Source organism: Rhodococcus aetherivorans (assembly GCF_011058165.1).
GTDB lineage: Bacteria > Actinomycetota > Actinomycetes > Mycobacteriales > Mycobacteriaceae > Rhodococcus > Rhodococcus aetherivorans.
The window spans coordinates 1-13,124 of sequence record NZ_JAALEG010000052.1; the positions used below are offsets into that span (position 1 = coordinate 1).

Annotated in this window: 14 protein-coding genes and 2 pseudogenes; 7 read left to right on the forward strand and 9 right to left on the reverse strand. The window is 71.4% G+C overall.

Annotation, left to right across the window (positions count from 1 at the left end; translation table 11 throughout):
- Positions 1 to 127, reverse strand: a pseudogene (locus tag G6039_RS18970) (transglycosylase family protein); the annotation flags it as partial.
- Between G6039_RS18970 and G6039_RS18975 the strand changes: the two are divergent.
- Positions 97 to 1,086 (forward strand): annotated as a pseudogene (locus G6039_RS18975) (LCP family protein); the annotation flags it as partial. The pseudogenes G6039_RS18970 and G6039_RS18975 overlap by 31 nt on opposite strands.
- 116 nt (positions 1,087 to 1,202) lie before the next feature.
- Here G6039_RS18975 and G6039_RS18980 read toward each other — a convergent pair.
- Genes G6039_RS18980 through G6039_RS18995 form a run of 4 tightly spaced genes read right to left on the reverse strand, consistent with a single transcriptional unit; the run spans position 1,203 to position 4,020 of the window.
- On the reverse strand, positions 1,203 to 2,117 hold the full coding sequence (locus G6039_RS18980) for a DUF5926 family protein (RefSeq protein ID WP_029546936.1): 915 nt from the start codon (positions 2,115 to 2,117) through the stop codon (positions 1,203 to 1,205).
- A 9-nt stretch (positions 2,118 to 2,126) separates the two neighbouring features.
- Positions 2,127 to 2,900, reverse strand: a complete 774-nt coding sequence (locus G6039_RS18985) for a glycerophosphodiester phosphodiesterase (protein WP_006944643.1) — start codon at positions 2,898 to 2,900, stop codon at positions 2,127 to 2,129.
- Complete coding sequence (locus tag G6039_RS18990) at positions 2,897 to 3,883, reverse strand: DUF4328 domain-containing protein (protein WP_006944644.1); 987 nt, start codon at positions 3,881 to 3,883, stop codon at positions 2,897 to 2,899. Before G6039_RS18990 ends, G6039_RS18985 begins: the two co-directional genes overlap by 4 nt.
- Positions 3,883 to 4,020: a hypothetical protein gene (locus G6039_RS18995; protein WP_206531166.1), complete on the reverse strand. Its 138-nt coding sequence runs from the start codon at positions 4,018 to 4,020 to the stop codon at positions 3,883 to 3,885. Before G6039_RS18995 ends, G6039_RS18990 begins: the two co-directional genes overlap by 1 nt.
- Before the next feature lie 370 nt (positions 4,021 to 4,390).
- Here G6039_RS18995 and G6039_RS19000 point away from each other — a divergent pair, with 370 nt between their 5' ends.
- Positions 4,391 to 5,317, forward strand: a complete 927-nt coding sequence (locus tag G6039_RS19000; protein WP_043801401.1) for an LLM class F420-dependent oxidoreductase — start codon at positions 4,391 to 4,393, stop codon at positions 5,315 to 5,317.
- Positions 5,318 to 5,330: 13 nt separating this feature from the next.
- Here G6039_RS19000 and G6039_RS19005 read toward each other — a convergent pair whose 3' ends face one another.
- The 3 genes from G6039_RS19005 to G6039_RS19015 all read right to left on the reverse strand — a co-directional run bounded on the left by G6039_RS19005 (position 5,331) and on the right by G6039_RS19015 (position 7,859).
- Positions 5,331 to 5,927 carry an Rv1733c family protein gene (locus G6039_RS19005; RefSeq protein WP_006944648.1) on the reverse strand — a complete coding sequence of 199 codons (597 nt, stop codon included), beginning with the start codon at positions 5,925 to 5,927 and terminating at the stop codon, positions 5,331 to 5,333.
- Positions 5,928 to 6,077: 150 nt separating this feature from the next.
- Positions 6,078 to 6,746, reverse strand: coding sequence for a peptide-methionine (S)-S-oxide reductase MsrA (msrA, locus tag G6039_RS19010; protein ID WP_006944650.1), 669 nt, complete (start codon positions 6,744 to 6,746; stop codon positions 6,078 to 6,080).
- Between the two features lie 9 nt (positions 6,747 to 6,755).
- Positions 6,756 to 7,859, reverse strand: coding sequence for an acyltransferase family protein (locus G6039_RS19015; protein ID WP_006944652.1), 1,104 nt, complete (start codon positions 7,857 to 7,859; stop codon positions 6,756 to 6,758).
- Between the two features lie 285 nt (positions 7,860 to 8,144).
- Here G6039_RS19015 and G6039_RS19020 point away from each other — a divergent pair, with 285 nt between their 5' ends.
- The 5 genes from G6039_RS19020 (at position 8,145) to G6039_RS19040 (ending at position 12,211) form a co-directional block, all read left to right on the forward strand.
- Positions 8,145 to 8,768, forward strand: a complete 624-nt coding sequence (locus G6039_RS19020; RefSeq protein WP_006944654.1) for a superoxide dismutase — start codon at positions 8,145 to 8,147, stop codon at positions 8,766 to 8,768.
- A 181-nt stretch (positions 8,769 to 8,949) separates the two neighbouring features.
- Positions 8,950 to 9,477 (forward strand): hypothetical protein, encoded by a 528-nt coding sequence (locus tag G6039_RS19025; protein WP_006944656.1) that lies wholly within the window; start codon positions 8,950 to 8,952, stop codon positions 9,475 to 9,477.
- A gap of 258 nt (positions 9,478 to 9,735) precedes the next feature.
- Entirely contained in the window at positions 9,736 to 10,443 is a 708-nt protein-coding gene (locus tag G6039_RS19030) for a TMEM165/GDT1 family protein (protein WP_006944658.1), read from the forward strand.
- A 125-nt stretch (positions 10,444 to 10,568) separates the two neighbouring features.
- On the forward strand, positions 10,569 to 10,988 hold the full coding sequence (locus G6039_RS19035; RefSeq protein ID WP_029546932.1) for a MarR family winged helix-turn-helix transcriptional regulator: 420 nt from the start codon (positions 10,569 to 10,571) through the stop codon (positions 10,986 to 10,988).
- Positions 10,985 to 12,211: an MFS transporter gene (locus G6039_RS19040; protein ID WP_043801392.1), complete on the forward strand. Its 1,227-nt coding sequence runs from the start codon at positions 10,985 to 10,987 to the stop codon at positions 12,209 to 12,211. Before G6039_RS19035 ends, G6039_RS19040 begins: the two co-directional genes overlap by 4 nt.
- A gap of 41 nt (positions 12,212 to 12,252) precedes the next feature.
- Here G6039_RS19040 and G6039_RS19045 read toward each other — a convergent pair whose 3' ends face one another.
- Positions 12,253 to 13,035: a class II aldolase/adducin family protein gene (locus G6039_RS19045; protein ID WP_043801402.1), complete on the reverse strand. Its 783-nt coding sequence runs from the start codon at positions 13,033 to 13,035 to the stop codon at positions 12,253 to 12,255.
- Positions 13,036 to 13,124: the final 89 nt, after the last annotated feature.

Consider the following 13,124-nt stretch of genomic DNA (forward strand, 5'->3'; position numbering starts at 1 on the left):
GCACGCGCTCGGCGACGGTGATCTGCTGCTCGCGGGTGGCCTGGTTGGCGGTCGCCGCGTATTCGCCGCCGCCGTAGGCGTTCCACGTGCTGGGGGAGAACTGCAGGCCACCCTGGTAGCCGTCGCCCCGTCGGCGCCCGTCGCCTGCTGCGCCGCGCCGCGATCGTCGTGCTGGTGCTGATCGCCCTCGTCGGCGCCGGTGCCGTGTACCTCGACGGCGAGCTCACCCGCGTCGACGCGCTCGCCGACTACGACGACCGCGTCGGCGACACCCCGGGCACCAACTGGCTGCTTGTGGGGTCCGACAGCCGCACCGGCCTCAGCACCGAGCAGGAGCAGGAACTCGCGACGGGTGGGGAGACCGGCCCGGACCGCACCGACACCGTCATGCTGATCCACGTGCCCAGCGGCGGCGGGGCCACCACGATGGTGTCCCTCCCCCGCGACTCGTACGTCCCGATCCCGGGCCACGGCCAGGACAAGCTGAACGCGTCGTTCGCGCTGGGTGGTCCGGCGCTGCTGGTGCAGACCGTCGAGGGCGCCACCGGCGTGCACATCGACCACTACGCCGAGATCGGGTTCGGCGGCTTCGCCTCGATCGTCGACGACCTCGGGGGTGTGGACGTCTGCCTGCCGCAGGCCATCGACGATCCGCTGGCGGGGATCTCCCTGCCGGCCGGCTGCCAGGAACTCACCGGTCCGCAGGCCCTCGGCTTCGTGCGCACCCGCGCGACGGCGCTGGCCGACCTCGACCGGATGAACAACCAGCGGCTGTTCATGTCCGCCCTGCTCAGCAAGGCCACCGGCCTGAGCACGCTGCTGAACCCGGTGCGGATGTGGTCGCTGGCCTCCGGGGTCGCCGGCTCGTTGCGGGTCGACGAGAGCGACCACATGTGGCACCTGGCCCGGCTCGGGTGGGCGATGCGCGGCGAGACGGTGACCGCCACCGTCCCGGTCGGCGGCTTCGAGGACGTCTCCGGGATCGGCAACGTGCTGCTGTGGGATCGGTCGCGGGCCGTGCCGTTCTTCGACGCGTTGGCCCAGGACCAGCAGATTCCGCCGGAACTGCTGACGCCGCCGTCGTGAGCCCGCTCGCCCCGAGCCGAGCGAATGTATCGCTCATCTCCGTAGGCCGACGGAACGATACATTCGCTCGGCCCGGGGTCGGCCCGGGGTCGGGCCGGGGTCGGCGACGGGACGGGTCAGCGCAGAGTGACCTGACGACTGCGCAGGCCGTCGCGCGAGCGCCGCTCGGCGGCGGTGAGCGGCGCGTCGACCGCCAAGGCCTCGTCGAGCCGCGCACCGAACTCGGCGGTCGGGCCGACCCACTCGTTGGGGTGCCGCTCGGGGTCGAGATCGAACACCGGCACGAGCAGGCCGTGGGTGCGGAACGACCCGGCGAACCGCGAGCCCTCCCCCAGGTGCAGTCCGCCCGCGGCGTGCACCCGCGACAGCGCGGACATCAGGGTGTCCTCGTCCTCCGGACGCACCCAGCGCAGGTGCGCCTTCTCACCGGCATCCACCCACCAGGCGGCGACGACGCCCTCGCCCTCGAGCCGTGCGGACGGCATGATCGCGTCGTTGGCGTGCTTGACGGTGTGCGCGACGTCGGGTGAGACCTCGACGCCCTCGGGGATCCACCAGTCGAAGTCCTGGTGCACGGTGATCTCCGGGACGACGTCGACGTCGATCAGATCGTGCAGGTGCGGCTCGTCCGGTCCGGGTTCGGCGACGGCGAGCGACGACCCGGCCTCCGCCTCCCGGGCCCACGCGATCGCCGCGCCGAGCTCGGCGGCCGGGTCGGGGCCGGCGGCGGCGAGCTGCAGCCCGACGTACGCGGTGGTCTCGTCGCCCTCCTCGCGGGCGAGCGCGGCGACGGCGCCGGGCAGCACGGTGGCCGCGCGGACGGCCCGGCCGGGCGTGGTCAACGGCAACGTGAACACCGCCGACGGAACGAACTCGCGCAGGGCCACCAGGTCGCACTCGAGGGCGAGACCCTCGAACGGCCGGGTGACCGTGGCAGCCTCGGCCTCCCGGGCGAGCCGGCGCTGCTCGAGCTTCGCGGCACGGTTGCTGCCGGGCTTGGGTCCGCTGTTTCTCTTACTCTTCTTGGCCACGGCGCAAAACTACACGCCGCGCGAAGCGCCGAGCAGAAGCTTGGTGCGCCCCGGATGATTGGTGGCCACCCAGCCGACGCCGAGGTCGCGGCACAGTTCGACGTCGGCGGGATCGTCGACGGTCCAGCAGTAGGTGGCACGGCCCGCGGCAGCCGCCTTGTCGACGAGTTCGGGGTGCTGGCGCAGCGTGAGGATCGAGGGACCGATCGCGGTGGCCCCGACGGTGGTGGCGGCGCTGCCCCCGAGATAGCGGGAGGTGTCGCCGAGGAGCACCGTCGGCAGCAGCGGCGCCGACCGCCGCACCCGCCACACCGCGGCCGCCGAGAACGACATCACGACGACGCGGGAGAAGTCCGCGGAGGCGGGGGTGGCGAGCCGGAAGCGGGCCAGCTCGGCGAGGAGTTTGGCCTCGACGAGCCCGCCGTAGCGCACGGGGTGCTTGGTCTCGACGAACAGCTTGACGGGCCGGCTGGTCCAGTCGAGGGTCAGCTCGATCAGCTGCCGCAGCGTCAGCAGGCACGCCGGCTCGCCGGGGGTGCCGTAGTCGAGCTCCCCGAGCTGGGCGAGGGTCATCTCGCTGACCAGGCCACTGCCGGTGGAGGTCCGGTCGACGGTGCGGTCGTGGATGCACACGAGATGCCCGTCGCGGGTGAGCCGCACGTCGCATTCGAGGCCGTCGGCGCCTTCCTGCAGCGCGAGTTCGTAGGCGGCGAGGGTGTGCTCGGCCCTGGCGGCGGAGGCCCCGCGGTGCGCGACGACGCGGGGTTCGCCGGCCGCCGTCACGAGGCCACCGCCTCGTCGGTGCGCGCGCCGACCGGTTCGATCGGCGCGATGGGTTCGTACTTGGGGCCGGTCGCCACGGTGCGGCGGGGCAGGCGGCGGGGACGGCCCCGCAGGTCCTCGTCGTCGAACAGCCGCACCACATGCAGTGCCGCGACGGCGACGGCCGCGGCGAGTGCGGCGGTCACCGCGGCGAGCAGCACCCCGTCCGCCTGCGCCTGCAGGGTGTCCCTCTGCCGCCACAGCACGTTGACGACGAACAGCACGCCGCCGAGCGCCCACAGCACCCACCACGTGCGCACGGCTCGCCGTAGCCGCGGGTCGTCGGGACCGGTGATCTCGGTGAGGAAGACGCCGGGCATCGCGAGGTTCACGCCGGGCACGAGGCACCCGAGCAGCAGCGAGATCCGGCCGCGCGGGTCGGCGGCACCGCGGGCGGCGAACAGCCGTCGCCGCACGCGGATCAGCCGCAGCGTCGCCGCGACCCCGGCGGCGAGGGCGACGGCAGGGCCGCACAACTGGGTGGCCCACACCAGGGCGTCGGACGCCGCGAGAGCGAGCGGGTCGACGAGGCGCGTGCGGTTGTACAGCAGCAGCCCGTAGCGGACGGCCTCTGCGACGGCGGCGAGGCCGAATACGACGGCGGTTCCGGCGAGCAGGGTCGGGGCGAGATCCGCGAGGGTTTCCTCACGCGACGGGGTCGACGGCTCGCCGGCCGGGCGAGGATCGGCAAGGCCCCAGCGCGGCACCTCGTGGTAGCGCGGAGCCGGGCCCGCCGGCCGCCGTCGCGGCCGGGGACCGTCCTGGCCGGAGCGGGCCTGCGGCGGCCGTGCCACCCAGCGGAAGTTGCGGCGCCCCGGTGGAACGGGGGCCGCGGTGTCGTCGGGGGACAGCAGCAGCCCGCGGCAGCCCGGGCACCACTGCCGGGGCTGCCAGGACACGGGCCAGCGGTGTCCGCAGCGGACGCAGATCTGGTAGGCGGCCATCAACAGATCTTCGCCGAGGCGTCGCCGTCGTGCCCGAGATCCCGTTCGCCGGCCTTGCGCACGTCGAGCAGCACGACCTCGGGACCGATCGGCGGCACGTCGGCGACCGTGACGGTGGGCACGTCGGGGAAGCTCACACCGTCAATACTGGCACGCCGCTGCGGCGCATGCAGCGACCACCGGGGATCCCGCCCACCCCACGGAGAAGGGCCGCCCGCCCGATTCGCCCCGTCCCGGCGGGGTCGGGTGAAAACGCCTCCGCCCGGGAGTTATCCACAGTTTCCACAGCTTCATCCACAGAGGGCTCAGTTTCCACAGCGGCACATCGCCTCACTCCGGGAACATTTCGGCGGTGAGCGGCCGGGCTGCTCGCGTCATTCGTTGCCCCACAGGCATCTTCTGCACCACCACCGCGCACGGTTCACGGCTTCCGGCGCACCGTCGGCGGCGAGTGCGCGCTTCGACGCAGACCGACGTGGTCTCCGGCAAACTGAAATGATCGACGGCATGGAACTACGGATCTTCACCGAACCTCAGCAGGGTGCCACCTACGACGACCTGCTCGCCGTCGCGCAGACGGCCGAGCGGCTCGGCTACGGCGCCTTCTTCCGTTCCGACCACTATCTCGCGATGAACTCCGCCGGCCTGCCCGGCCCGACGGACGCCTGGATCACGCTGGCCGGCCTGGCCCGGGAGACCTCCACGATCCGGCTGGGCACCCTGGTGACCTCCGCGACGTTCCGCCACCCCGGCCCCCTCGCGATCACCGTCGCCCAGGTCGATGCCATGAGCGGCGGCCGGGTCGACTTCGGGCTCGGGGCAGGCTGGTACGAGGAGGAGCACCTCGCCTACGGCATCCCCTTCCCGGCGCTGAAGGAGCGCTTCGACAAGTTCGAGGAGTCGCTCGCAGTGATCACCGGGCTGTGGCAGACGCCGGTCGGGGAGACCTTCTCGTACGAGGGTGCGCACCACCGCATCGTCGATTCACCGGCGCTGCCCAAACCGCACCAGCGCTCCGGTCCGCCGATCGTGATCGGCGGCGGGGGCAAGCGCCGTACTCCGGCCCTCGCGGCCCGGTACGCGGACGAATTCAACATCCCGTTCCAGTCGGTGGAGGCCACCGCGGCCCAGTTCGCCCGCGTGCAGGACGCGTGCCGCGCGGCCGGCCGCGACCCTTCCGAGCTGACGTACTCGAACGCGCTCGTGCTGTGCTGCGGTAGCGACGAGGCGGAGATCGCCCGCCGCGCCGCCCGGATCGGGCGCGAGGTGGACGAGCTGCGGGAGAACGGTCTCGCCGGCACGCCCGCCGAGGTGGTCGACAAGATCGCCCGCTACGCCGAGGCCGGGTCGCAGCGCATCTACGTGCAGGTGCTGGATCTGGCCGACCTCGACCACCTCGAACTGGTGGCGCGGGAGGTCATGCCGGAAGTGTGACGACGAGGCGCGGTCAGTGGCTGCTGGTGGAACCGAGGAAGGCCGCGATTTCGCGGCTCCATTCCCGGTTGCGGGTGCGATCCAGCCGCCACCGGCCGTAGCCGAACACCGCGGCGGCGAGCAGGGCCGCGGCGAACCAGAGCGAAAGCCCGACCAGGACCGAGGAGATCTTCGCGCTCGTCGCGCTCAGCGGCGCGAGCGCCTGTTCGCCGTTCGGATCGACCCAGATCTGCACGTCGGCGCCGGCGGGTGTGCCGTAGTCCACCGTGACGTCACCCCGGCGCTTCTCGTCGCCCCAGGCCCAGGTGGCGGGCGCGGACGCGGAGGCCACCATCGTGAGCTCGCCGGCAGTGGCGTCCGTGGTCTCGGCCGCAGCCTGCGTCTTCGCCGTCACGAGGGTGCGTTCGGCGGTCTGCTGCACGGCGAGGGCCGACTGGGTGTCCCAGGTGCGGGCGCCGACCCAGCCGGCGAGGGGGATCGTCGCCAGGACCAGGAGCAGCACCGCCACGGCGAGTCGCGCCTCGGCACGGTCGGTGCGCCGGATCAGCGGGTGGCGGCCGCGCAGCCCCCGCCGCAGGACCCGCAGGTATCCGCTCGTGTTCCGCATCATCTCGGCCTCGATCCTCTCCCCCGTGACAACTCCCTCTTTCCAGAGTGATACGCACAGCTAACGACGGCAAGGCGTTCCGGCCAACGTCACACAACCCGGAAGTCGCCGATGCCGATCCGTTCGGGACCGAGCGCGGCGCGGGGCGTGGCGTCAGGCGCCGAGGCCGACCGGGCAGCTCACCCCGGTGGCGTGGACGGGGCAGTAGCCGTTCGGGTTCTTCGCCAGGTACTGCTGGTGGTAGTCCTCGGCGTAGTAGAACTGCGTGAGCGGCGCGATCTCGGTCGTCACGGCGCCGTAGCCGGCCGCGGCGAGCCGGGCGCCGAAGTTCTCGGCGGTGGCCTCGGCGATCTCGATCTGCCCCTCGTCGAACGTGTAGATCGCCGAGCGGTACTGGGTGCCGTGGTCGTTGCCCTGCCGCATGCCCTGCGTGGGGTCGTGGTTCTCCCAGAACTGCTTGAGGACGCCCTCGTAGGAGATCACCTTCGGATCGAACACGACCAGCACCACCTCGGTGTGCCCGGTCCGGCCCGAGCACACCTCCTCGTAGGTGGGATTCGGGGTGTATCCCCCGGCATATCCCGCGGCCGTGGAGTACACGCCCTCGAGCCCCCAGAACTCCTTCTCCGCACCCCAGAAACAGCCCATGCCGAGAACGGCGGTCTGCATCCCCTCGGGAAACGGCGGCATGATGCGGTGCCCGTTGACGTAATGGGTGTCGGGAACGGGCAGCGGCTCGGCGCGGCCGGGCAGCGCCTGCTCCTGCGTGACCATCACCGACTTCGAACCCGCACGGGCGAGGATGTCGTCGAACCAGGACATGCCTCGATGCTACGCGCGCGGCTTCTCCACGGGTTCCGTCTCGGCCGCCACCTGGGGCGACGGGCGTGGCGACAACCACCGGGCGGTGATCCAGCGGGCGGCCGGCACCTCGACGCCGCGGTAGAGCAGTTCGGCGACGGCCGCGCACACCACCACGAAGGCGAGCACGGCACCGGTGCGGCCGAGGTGGGCGACCGTGTTCTCGTACACCCGGTAGAGCACCAGCGTGTGCACCAGATAGATCGCGTAGCTGCGGGTGGCGGTCCAGTGCAGCACCCGCGAGCGGGCGAACCGGCCGTCGATGCGGGAGAGCAGGACCACGCACGCGGTGACCACGACGATGGTCCACAGGTAGCGGCTGCCGGCCCAGTAGACCTGGTAGTCGGTGGCCAGGTGCACCACCTGGACCTGGGCGAGCAGCGCGACGATCAGCCACCGCCGGGACGTCAGCCGCGCCCAGCCGAGGTACACGATCTGGCCGAGGAACACGGTCGGCATCGTGGCCGCGACCTTGGACAGGAACGGCACCGTGTACGGCTCGGGCAGGTACAGGTTGTACAGCAGCACCAGCATGCACACCACGGCGCCGAGGACGGGCACCACGATGGGCCGGGTCCGCAGGAGCGGCCGGGCGGCGACGCAGTACAGATAGAACGTGATCTGCACGGCGAGGGTCCAGGTGACCCCGAGGACCGCGACCTCGGGCTTCAGGAAGAACCCGCCCAGGAAGAAGCTGAGCACGGCCTCGACGCCGGAGACGCCGGTCTGGCCGCTGAACATCCCGTTGATCCCGAGCCGCACCAGCAGGATCGCGGCGAGGATCGCAACCCAGAACGCCGGCAGCAGCCGCGCGCTGCGGGCGACGAGGAAGCGCCGCGGTTCGTCGCGGATCGCGGAGCGGGTGATGAGCAGCCCGGTCAGGGTCATGAACATCGCGACCCCGAGGAAGGACAGGTGCTGATTGAGGCCGGCGCCCTCGACGAGCACCCGGTACACGACGTCGATGACCCACCAGCCGGTGCCGAGGTCGTCGATGAGATAGAAGGAGATGTGCGAGTACAGCACCGCCAGGACGGCGACGGTGCGGAGCAGGTTCACACCGGGCAGGTCCACACGTGGCGCCGGGGCGTCGTGCGTCCCGTCGCTCGCGAGGGGCCGAAACACCCGACGATGTTAAGGGCCCGTTCACCCGCCGGCCGAATTGTCCGGCGTTTCCGCAGGTAGGTCGTCGGTCCCTTTTCGGACGCCGCCGCGACACCCTCCGCCGCCACCGCCGCCCCGCACAACCGGCTGCGCGGGCGGTATTGCAGAGGGTGTACTTATGGGTTTGGGTGGAAACCCAGAAGTACTTGAAAATCACGCACGGGCCCCGCCGGGCCCGAAGAGAAGGGATCCTTCGTGGCTGAGTACACGCTTCCGGACCTGCCCTACGACTACGCCGCGCTCGAGCCGCACATCTCGGCGAAGATCATGGAGCTGCACCACAGCAAGCATCACGCGACCTACGTCGCCGGCGCCAACACCGCCCTCGAGAAGATGGCGGAGGCGCGGGAGAACGGCACGATGGCGGCGCAGGCCACCAAGCTGGAGAAGGACCTGGCCTTCCACCTCGGTGGCCACACCAACCACTCCGTCTTCTGGAAGAACCTGTCGCCGGAGGGTGGCGACAAGCCGGACGGCGAGCTCGGTGCCGCGATCGACGATGCGTTCGGTTCGTTCGACGCGTTCCGCGACCACTTCTCGGCGAACGCGAACTCGATCCAGGGCTCCGGCTGGTCCATCCTGGCCTGGGACTCCATCGGCCAGCGGCTGATCATCGTCCAGCTGTACGACCAGCAGGGCAACATCCCGATCGGCCTGACCCCGCTGCTCATGCTCGACATGTGGGAGCACGCCTTCTACCTGCAGTACCAGAACGTCAAGGCCGACTACGTCAAGGCCTTCTGGAACATCGTGAACTGGGCGGACGTGCAGGCCCGCTTCGACCGCGCCCGCACCCAGACCGCCGGTCTGCTGGTCTAGTCGCGTCGCACTTCGCGAAGGGGATGCCGGATTCCGGCATCCCCTTCGCGGGTTCCGGAGGGGCGCGCGACGGGGCTGGCACTCGGGGGCTCTTGTGTGCCAGCGGACGAAACGGTCATTCTTCACCTACCCAACGGCGTGTATCGGTCATCGACTGTCGTCACACCGAGGAGGTAGCGGGATGAGTGGGAACGAACAGATCGGCCTCGCCGCCTTCCACACCGGAGGATCCCTGCGGGGATTCGTGGTTTCGGGGCGGTGGCCGGAGAGCACGCGGGAATGGGCGCAGCTGCTCGCGGTGACGGTGCGGGTGGCGTCGCTGCCCGGCCTGCTGACCACGTCGACGGTGTTCGGGGTACGGGAGGAACTGCCCGACGACCCCGCGCCGGGCACGGTGGGCCTGGTGCTCGCGGAGGGTCCGGTGATCGGCGACGAGGCGGTGGAACCGGGCCGGTTCGCGGCGCACCAGCCGCCCGCCCTGATCATGCTGCACCCGCCGTCGGAGACGCGGCCGTCGCTGCCGGAGTGCACGGGTGCGGCGTCGGGGTGCGTGCTGCTGCCGGGGCTGCCGCACCTGGGCCTCGAGCACCGGGCCGCGTGGGTGGAGGCGGAGGCCGACGGGACGGTGACGTCGCTGGTCAGCCGGGTCGGAGTCGATCCCAACAGCGATCCCGACACCGCGGTTCTGGCCATGCTGCTCGCCGCCTGACCGGAACCCGCACCTCGAAGTTCGGGTTTCCAAACTTATTGCCGCCTTTGCCTTTTCGTGCAGCCCACGTTATCGTTGCCTAAGCGAAGGGGAGTAGCCCACAATCGCCCGGTCGACATACTGGCGTTCAGCCCGGCCCGGCGAACCGGATTCCGCACCGGTGGGCGAGACCTTCGGCCGCGACGCACCCGCGTCGCCCGGCCGGAGGAAGGTCCCCACCTCCTCCACACCGACACGCGAGGAGGAGGAACCCCCGGTATGTGGTCCGCCCTGGTCCTGAGTTTCGCCGTCGTGTTCGTCGCCGAACTCGGCGACAAGTCGCAGCTCATGGCGATGACGTTCGCCTTGCGCTACCGCTGGTGGGTGGTCCTGTCCGGCATCCTCGCGGCCACGACCGCGGTGCACCTCGTCTCCGTCGCCGTGGGCCACTACCTGGGCCTCGCGATCCCCACCTCGGCAATGGCGATCGTCGGCGGCCTGGCCTTCCTGTTCTTCGGCCTGTGGACGCTGCGCGGCGACTCCCTCGACGAGGACGAGCAGGGCAAGGCCGCCCGCGTCACCCGTTCGGCCTTCCTCGCCGTCCTGTCGGCCTTCTTCCTCGCCGAACTCGGCGACAAGACCATGCTCGCCACCATCGCCCTGGCCGCGGACAACGACTGGGCCGGCGTGTGGGTCGGCTCGACGATCGGCATGGTCGCCGCCGACGCGCTGGCCATCGTCGTCGGCGCCGTCCTCGGCAAGCACCTGCCCGAGAACGCGATCCGGCTGGCGGCGGCGGCGCTGTTCTTCGGGTTCGGCGCCTGGATGCTCGGCGAAGGCCTGGCCCCCGGCACGCCCGCCGGCCCGGTCGCGGGCGGGGTGACCCTCGCCGTCGCGCTCGCCGTCGTGACCGGCCGGGCGCTGCTGCGCCGCCGGACCGAGGTCGCACGGGTCCCCGTCGCCGTCGAGGAACCCGCCGAGCGGTAGAGCACCGCGCGGGTGCCTCCGCGTCCGCCTCCCCAGGAGTATGCTTGCCGATAGGCAAGTAAATGGAGGTGGGCATCACGACCGCACACGACCGCTTCGACGAGGAAGACGTCAACCGCCTGCGCGTGGCGCTCGGCCGCATCGCGCGCCGCGTCGACCGCCGCACCGCCGGCGCAGGTGGACTCACCCGGTCCCAGTTCTCGATCCTCGCCACCGTCGCCCGGCGCGAGACCGTCGGCGTGCGCGAGCTCGCCGAGATCGAGGGCCTCAATCCGACGATGCTCTCGCGGATGCTCGGCAAGCTCGAGGACGCCGGACTCCTGACCCGTTCCCCGGACCCGGACGACAAGCGCGTCGTCCGCGCCCACATCACCGAGGCCGGTGCCCGTACGTTCGCCGACCTGCGTCGCATGCGCACCGCAGTGTTCACCGAGCACCTCGCGGAACTGTCCCCCGAGCGGCTCCACGCCCTGCACGACGCCCTGCCGGCGCTCGAAGCGCTCGCCGAGCAGATGTGCCGTCGCTCCGCGGAGGAGCGCCGATGACCGTCCTCACCGACCTGCGCGGCCAGACCTTCGCCGCCTTCCGCGGCGCCAACTTCCGGCGCTACATCAGCGGCCAGGCGGTCTCCCTGATCGGCACGTGGATGCAGACGGTCGCCCAGTCGTGGCTGGTGCTCGAGCTCACCGGCTCCGGCACCGCGATCGGCCTCGTCCTGGCCCTGCAGACCGTGCCGATGCTGCTGCTCGGCCCCTACGGCGGGGTGGTCGCCGACCGCGTCGACAAGCGCCGGCTCATGATCGGCCTGCAGTCCGCGATGGGTGTGCAGGCCCTGATCCTGGGCCTGCTCACCGTCACCGGTGCCGTCCAGCTGTGGCACGTGTACGTCCTCGCCGTGGTGCTCGGACTCAACCAGTGCTTCGAGAACCCCGCCCGCCAGTCGTTCATGCTCGAACTCGTCGGACCGGAGGACCTGCGCAATGCCGTGAGCCTGCAGTCGGTGCTGGCGTCCGTCGCGCGCCTGATCGGCCCGGCCGTCGCGGGCCTGATCATCGCCGTCGGCGGTCTCGGCGTGTGCTTCCTGCTCAACGCGCTCAGCTTCGTCGCCGTCGTCGCCTCCCTGGCGAGCCTGGACCTGTCCCTGCTGCGCCCGTCGCCATCCGCCGCCCGCGCCCGCGGCCAGCTCCGCGAGGGGCTCGCGCACGTGCGGCAGACCCCGGCACTCGCGGTGCCGCTGCTGACGATGGCGCTGGTGGGCTGCCTGGCGTACGAGTTCCAGGTGGTGCTGCCCGTGGTCGCGCAGCAGACCTTCGGTGCCGGCGCCGAGACCTACGGCTTCCTCACCGCCGCGATGGGCGCCGGCGCCGTCGTGGGCGGGCTCGCCGTCGCCACGTGGGGTCGCACCGGCACGACCGCCGTGGTGGCCACCTCCGCGGTGTTCGGCGTGGTGCTGCTCGCGGCCGCGGTGGCGCCCACGCTCGAGCTCATGCTCGCCGCGATGGTGCTGGTCGGCGTCCTCAGCGTCGCGTTCACCGCCACCACCAACAGCTCCCTGCAGCTCGCCGCGGCCCCCGGCATGCGCGGGCGCGTGATGGCGCTGTTCGCGGTGGCCTTCCTCGGCTCCACCGCGATCGGCGGCCCGATCGCCGGGTGGGTCAGCGAACAGTGGGGCGGCCGGGCCGGACTGCTGCTCGGCGCCGCCGCGTGCCTCGTCGCCGCGGGCGTCGGCGCGACGCGCCTCGGACGCGACGGCGGGCCGGAGTCGTGACCCCGGCCGCCCGGTGCCGGGCGGCCGCGCCAGGGCCCGCTTCAGTCGAGCAGATCGGGCTGGGCGGCGACGATGCGTTGATACAGCGGCTGGAACTGGAACCATCCGGCGTACTCGAGTCCGACCTGGTCGTACGTCAACTTCGCGGTGGCGGCGTCGAGGGGGCGGGGGGTGCCGGCGGCCATGGCGATCAGTTGGGCCTGGCACGACCGTTCCATGGTGATGAACCACCACGCGGCCGAGTCGACCGTCTGACCCACGGTGAGCAGCCCGTGATTGGCGAGCACGACGGCCTTGTTGTCGCCGAGGGCGGTGGCGATACGTCGGCCCTCCTCGACGTCGAGCACCACACCGGTGTAGTCGTCGAACACCGCGTGATCGTCGTAGAAGGCACAGGCGTCCTGCGTCAGCGGTTCGAGTCCGATCTTCAGGCTCGACAGCGATTTGCCGTAGAGGGAGTGCGCGTGCGCGGCGGCCACCGCGTCCGGACGCGCAGCATGGACCTGGGAATGGATGGCGAAGGCCGCCCGATTGACGGGCCGGTTCCCCTCGACGATCTCGCCCTCGTGGTTGACCAGGATCAGATCGCTCGCCCGGATCAGGCTGAAGTGCACTCCGAAGGGGTTGACCCAGAAGTGGTCGGAATGCTCGGGATCGCGAGCTGTGATGTGGCCGGCGACGCCTTCGTCGAAGCCGCATGCACTGAACAGCCGGAACGCTGCGGCCAGGCGCTGCTTGCGGTGCAGGCGCTCCTCGTCGACCGAGCCGAACGTCGGTGGCCGTGGCACCTCGATCCCCGGACCTGTCTGCGCTGCGTCGGTCATGAGCACTCCTTCCCGAGGGCCGATCTTGTGTCCCGGTTCATACTCGGCCTTCGCTTCGCCCGTGACCATCGGCAACAGAGCCGAACTTC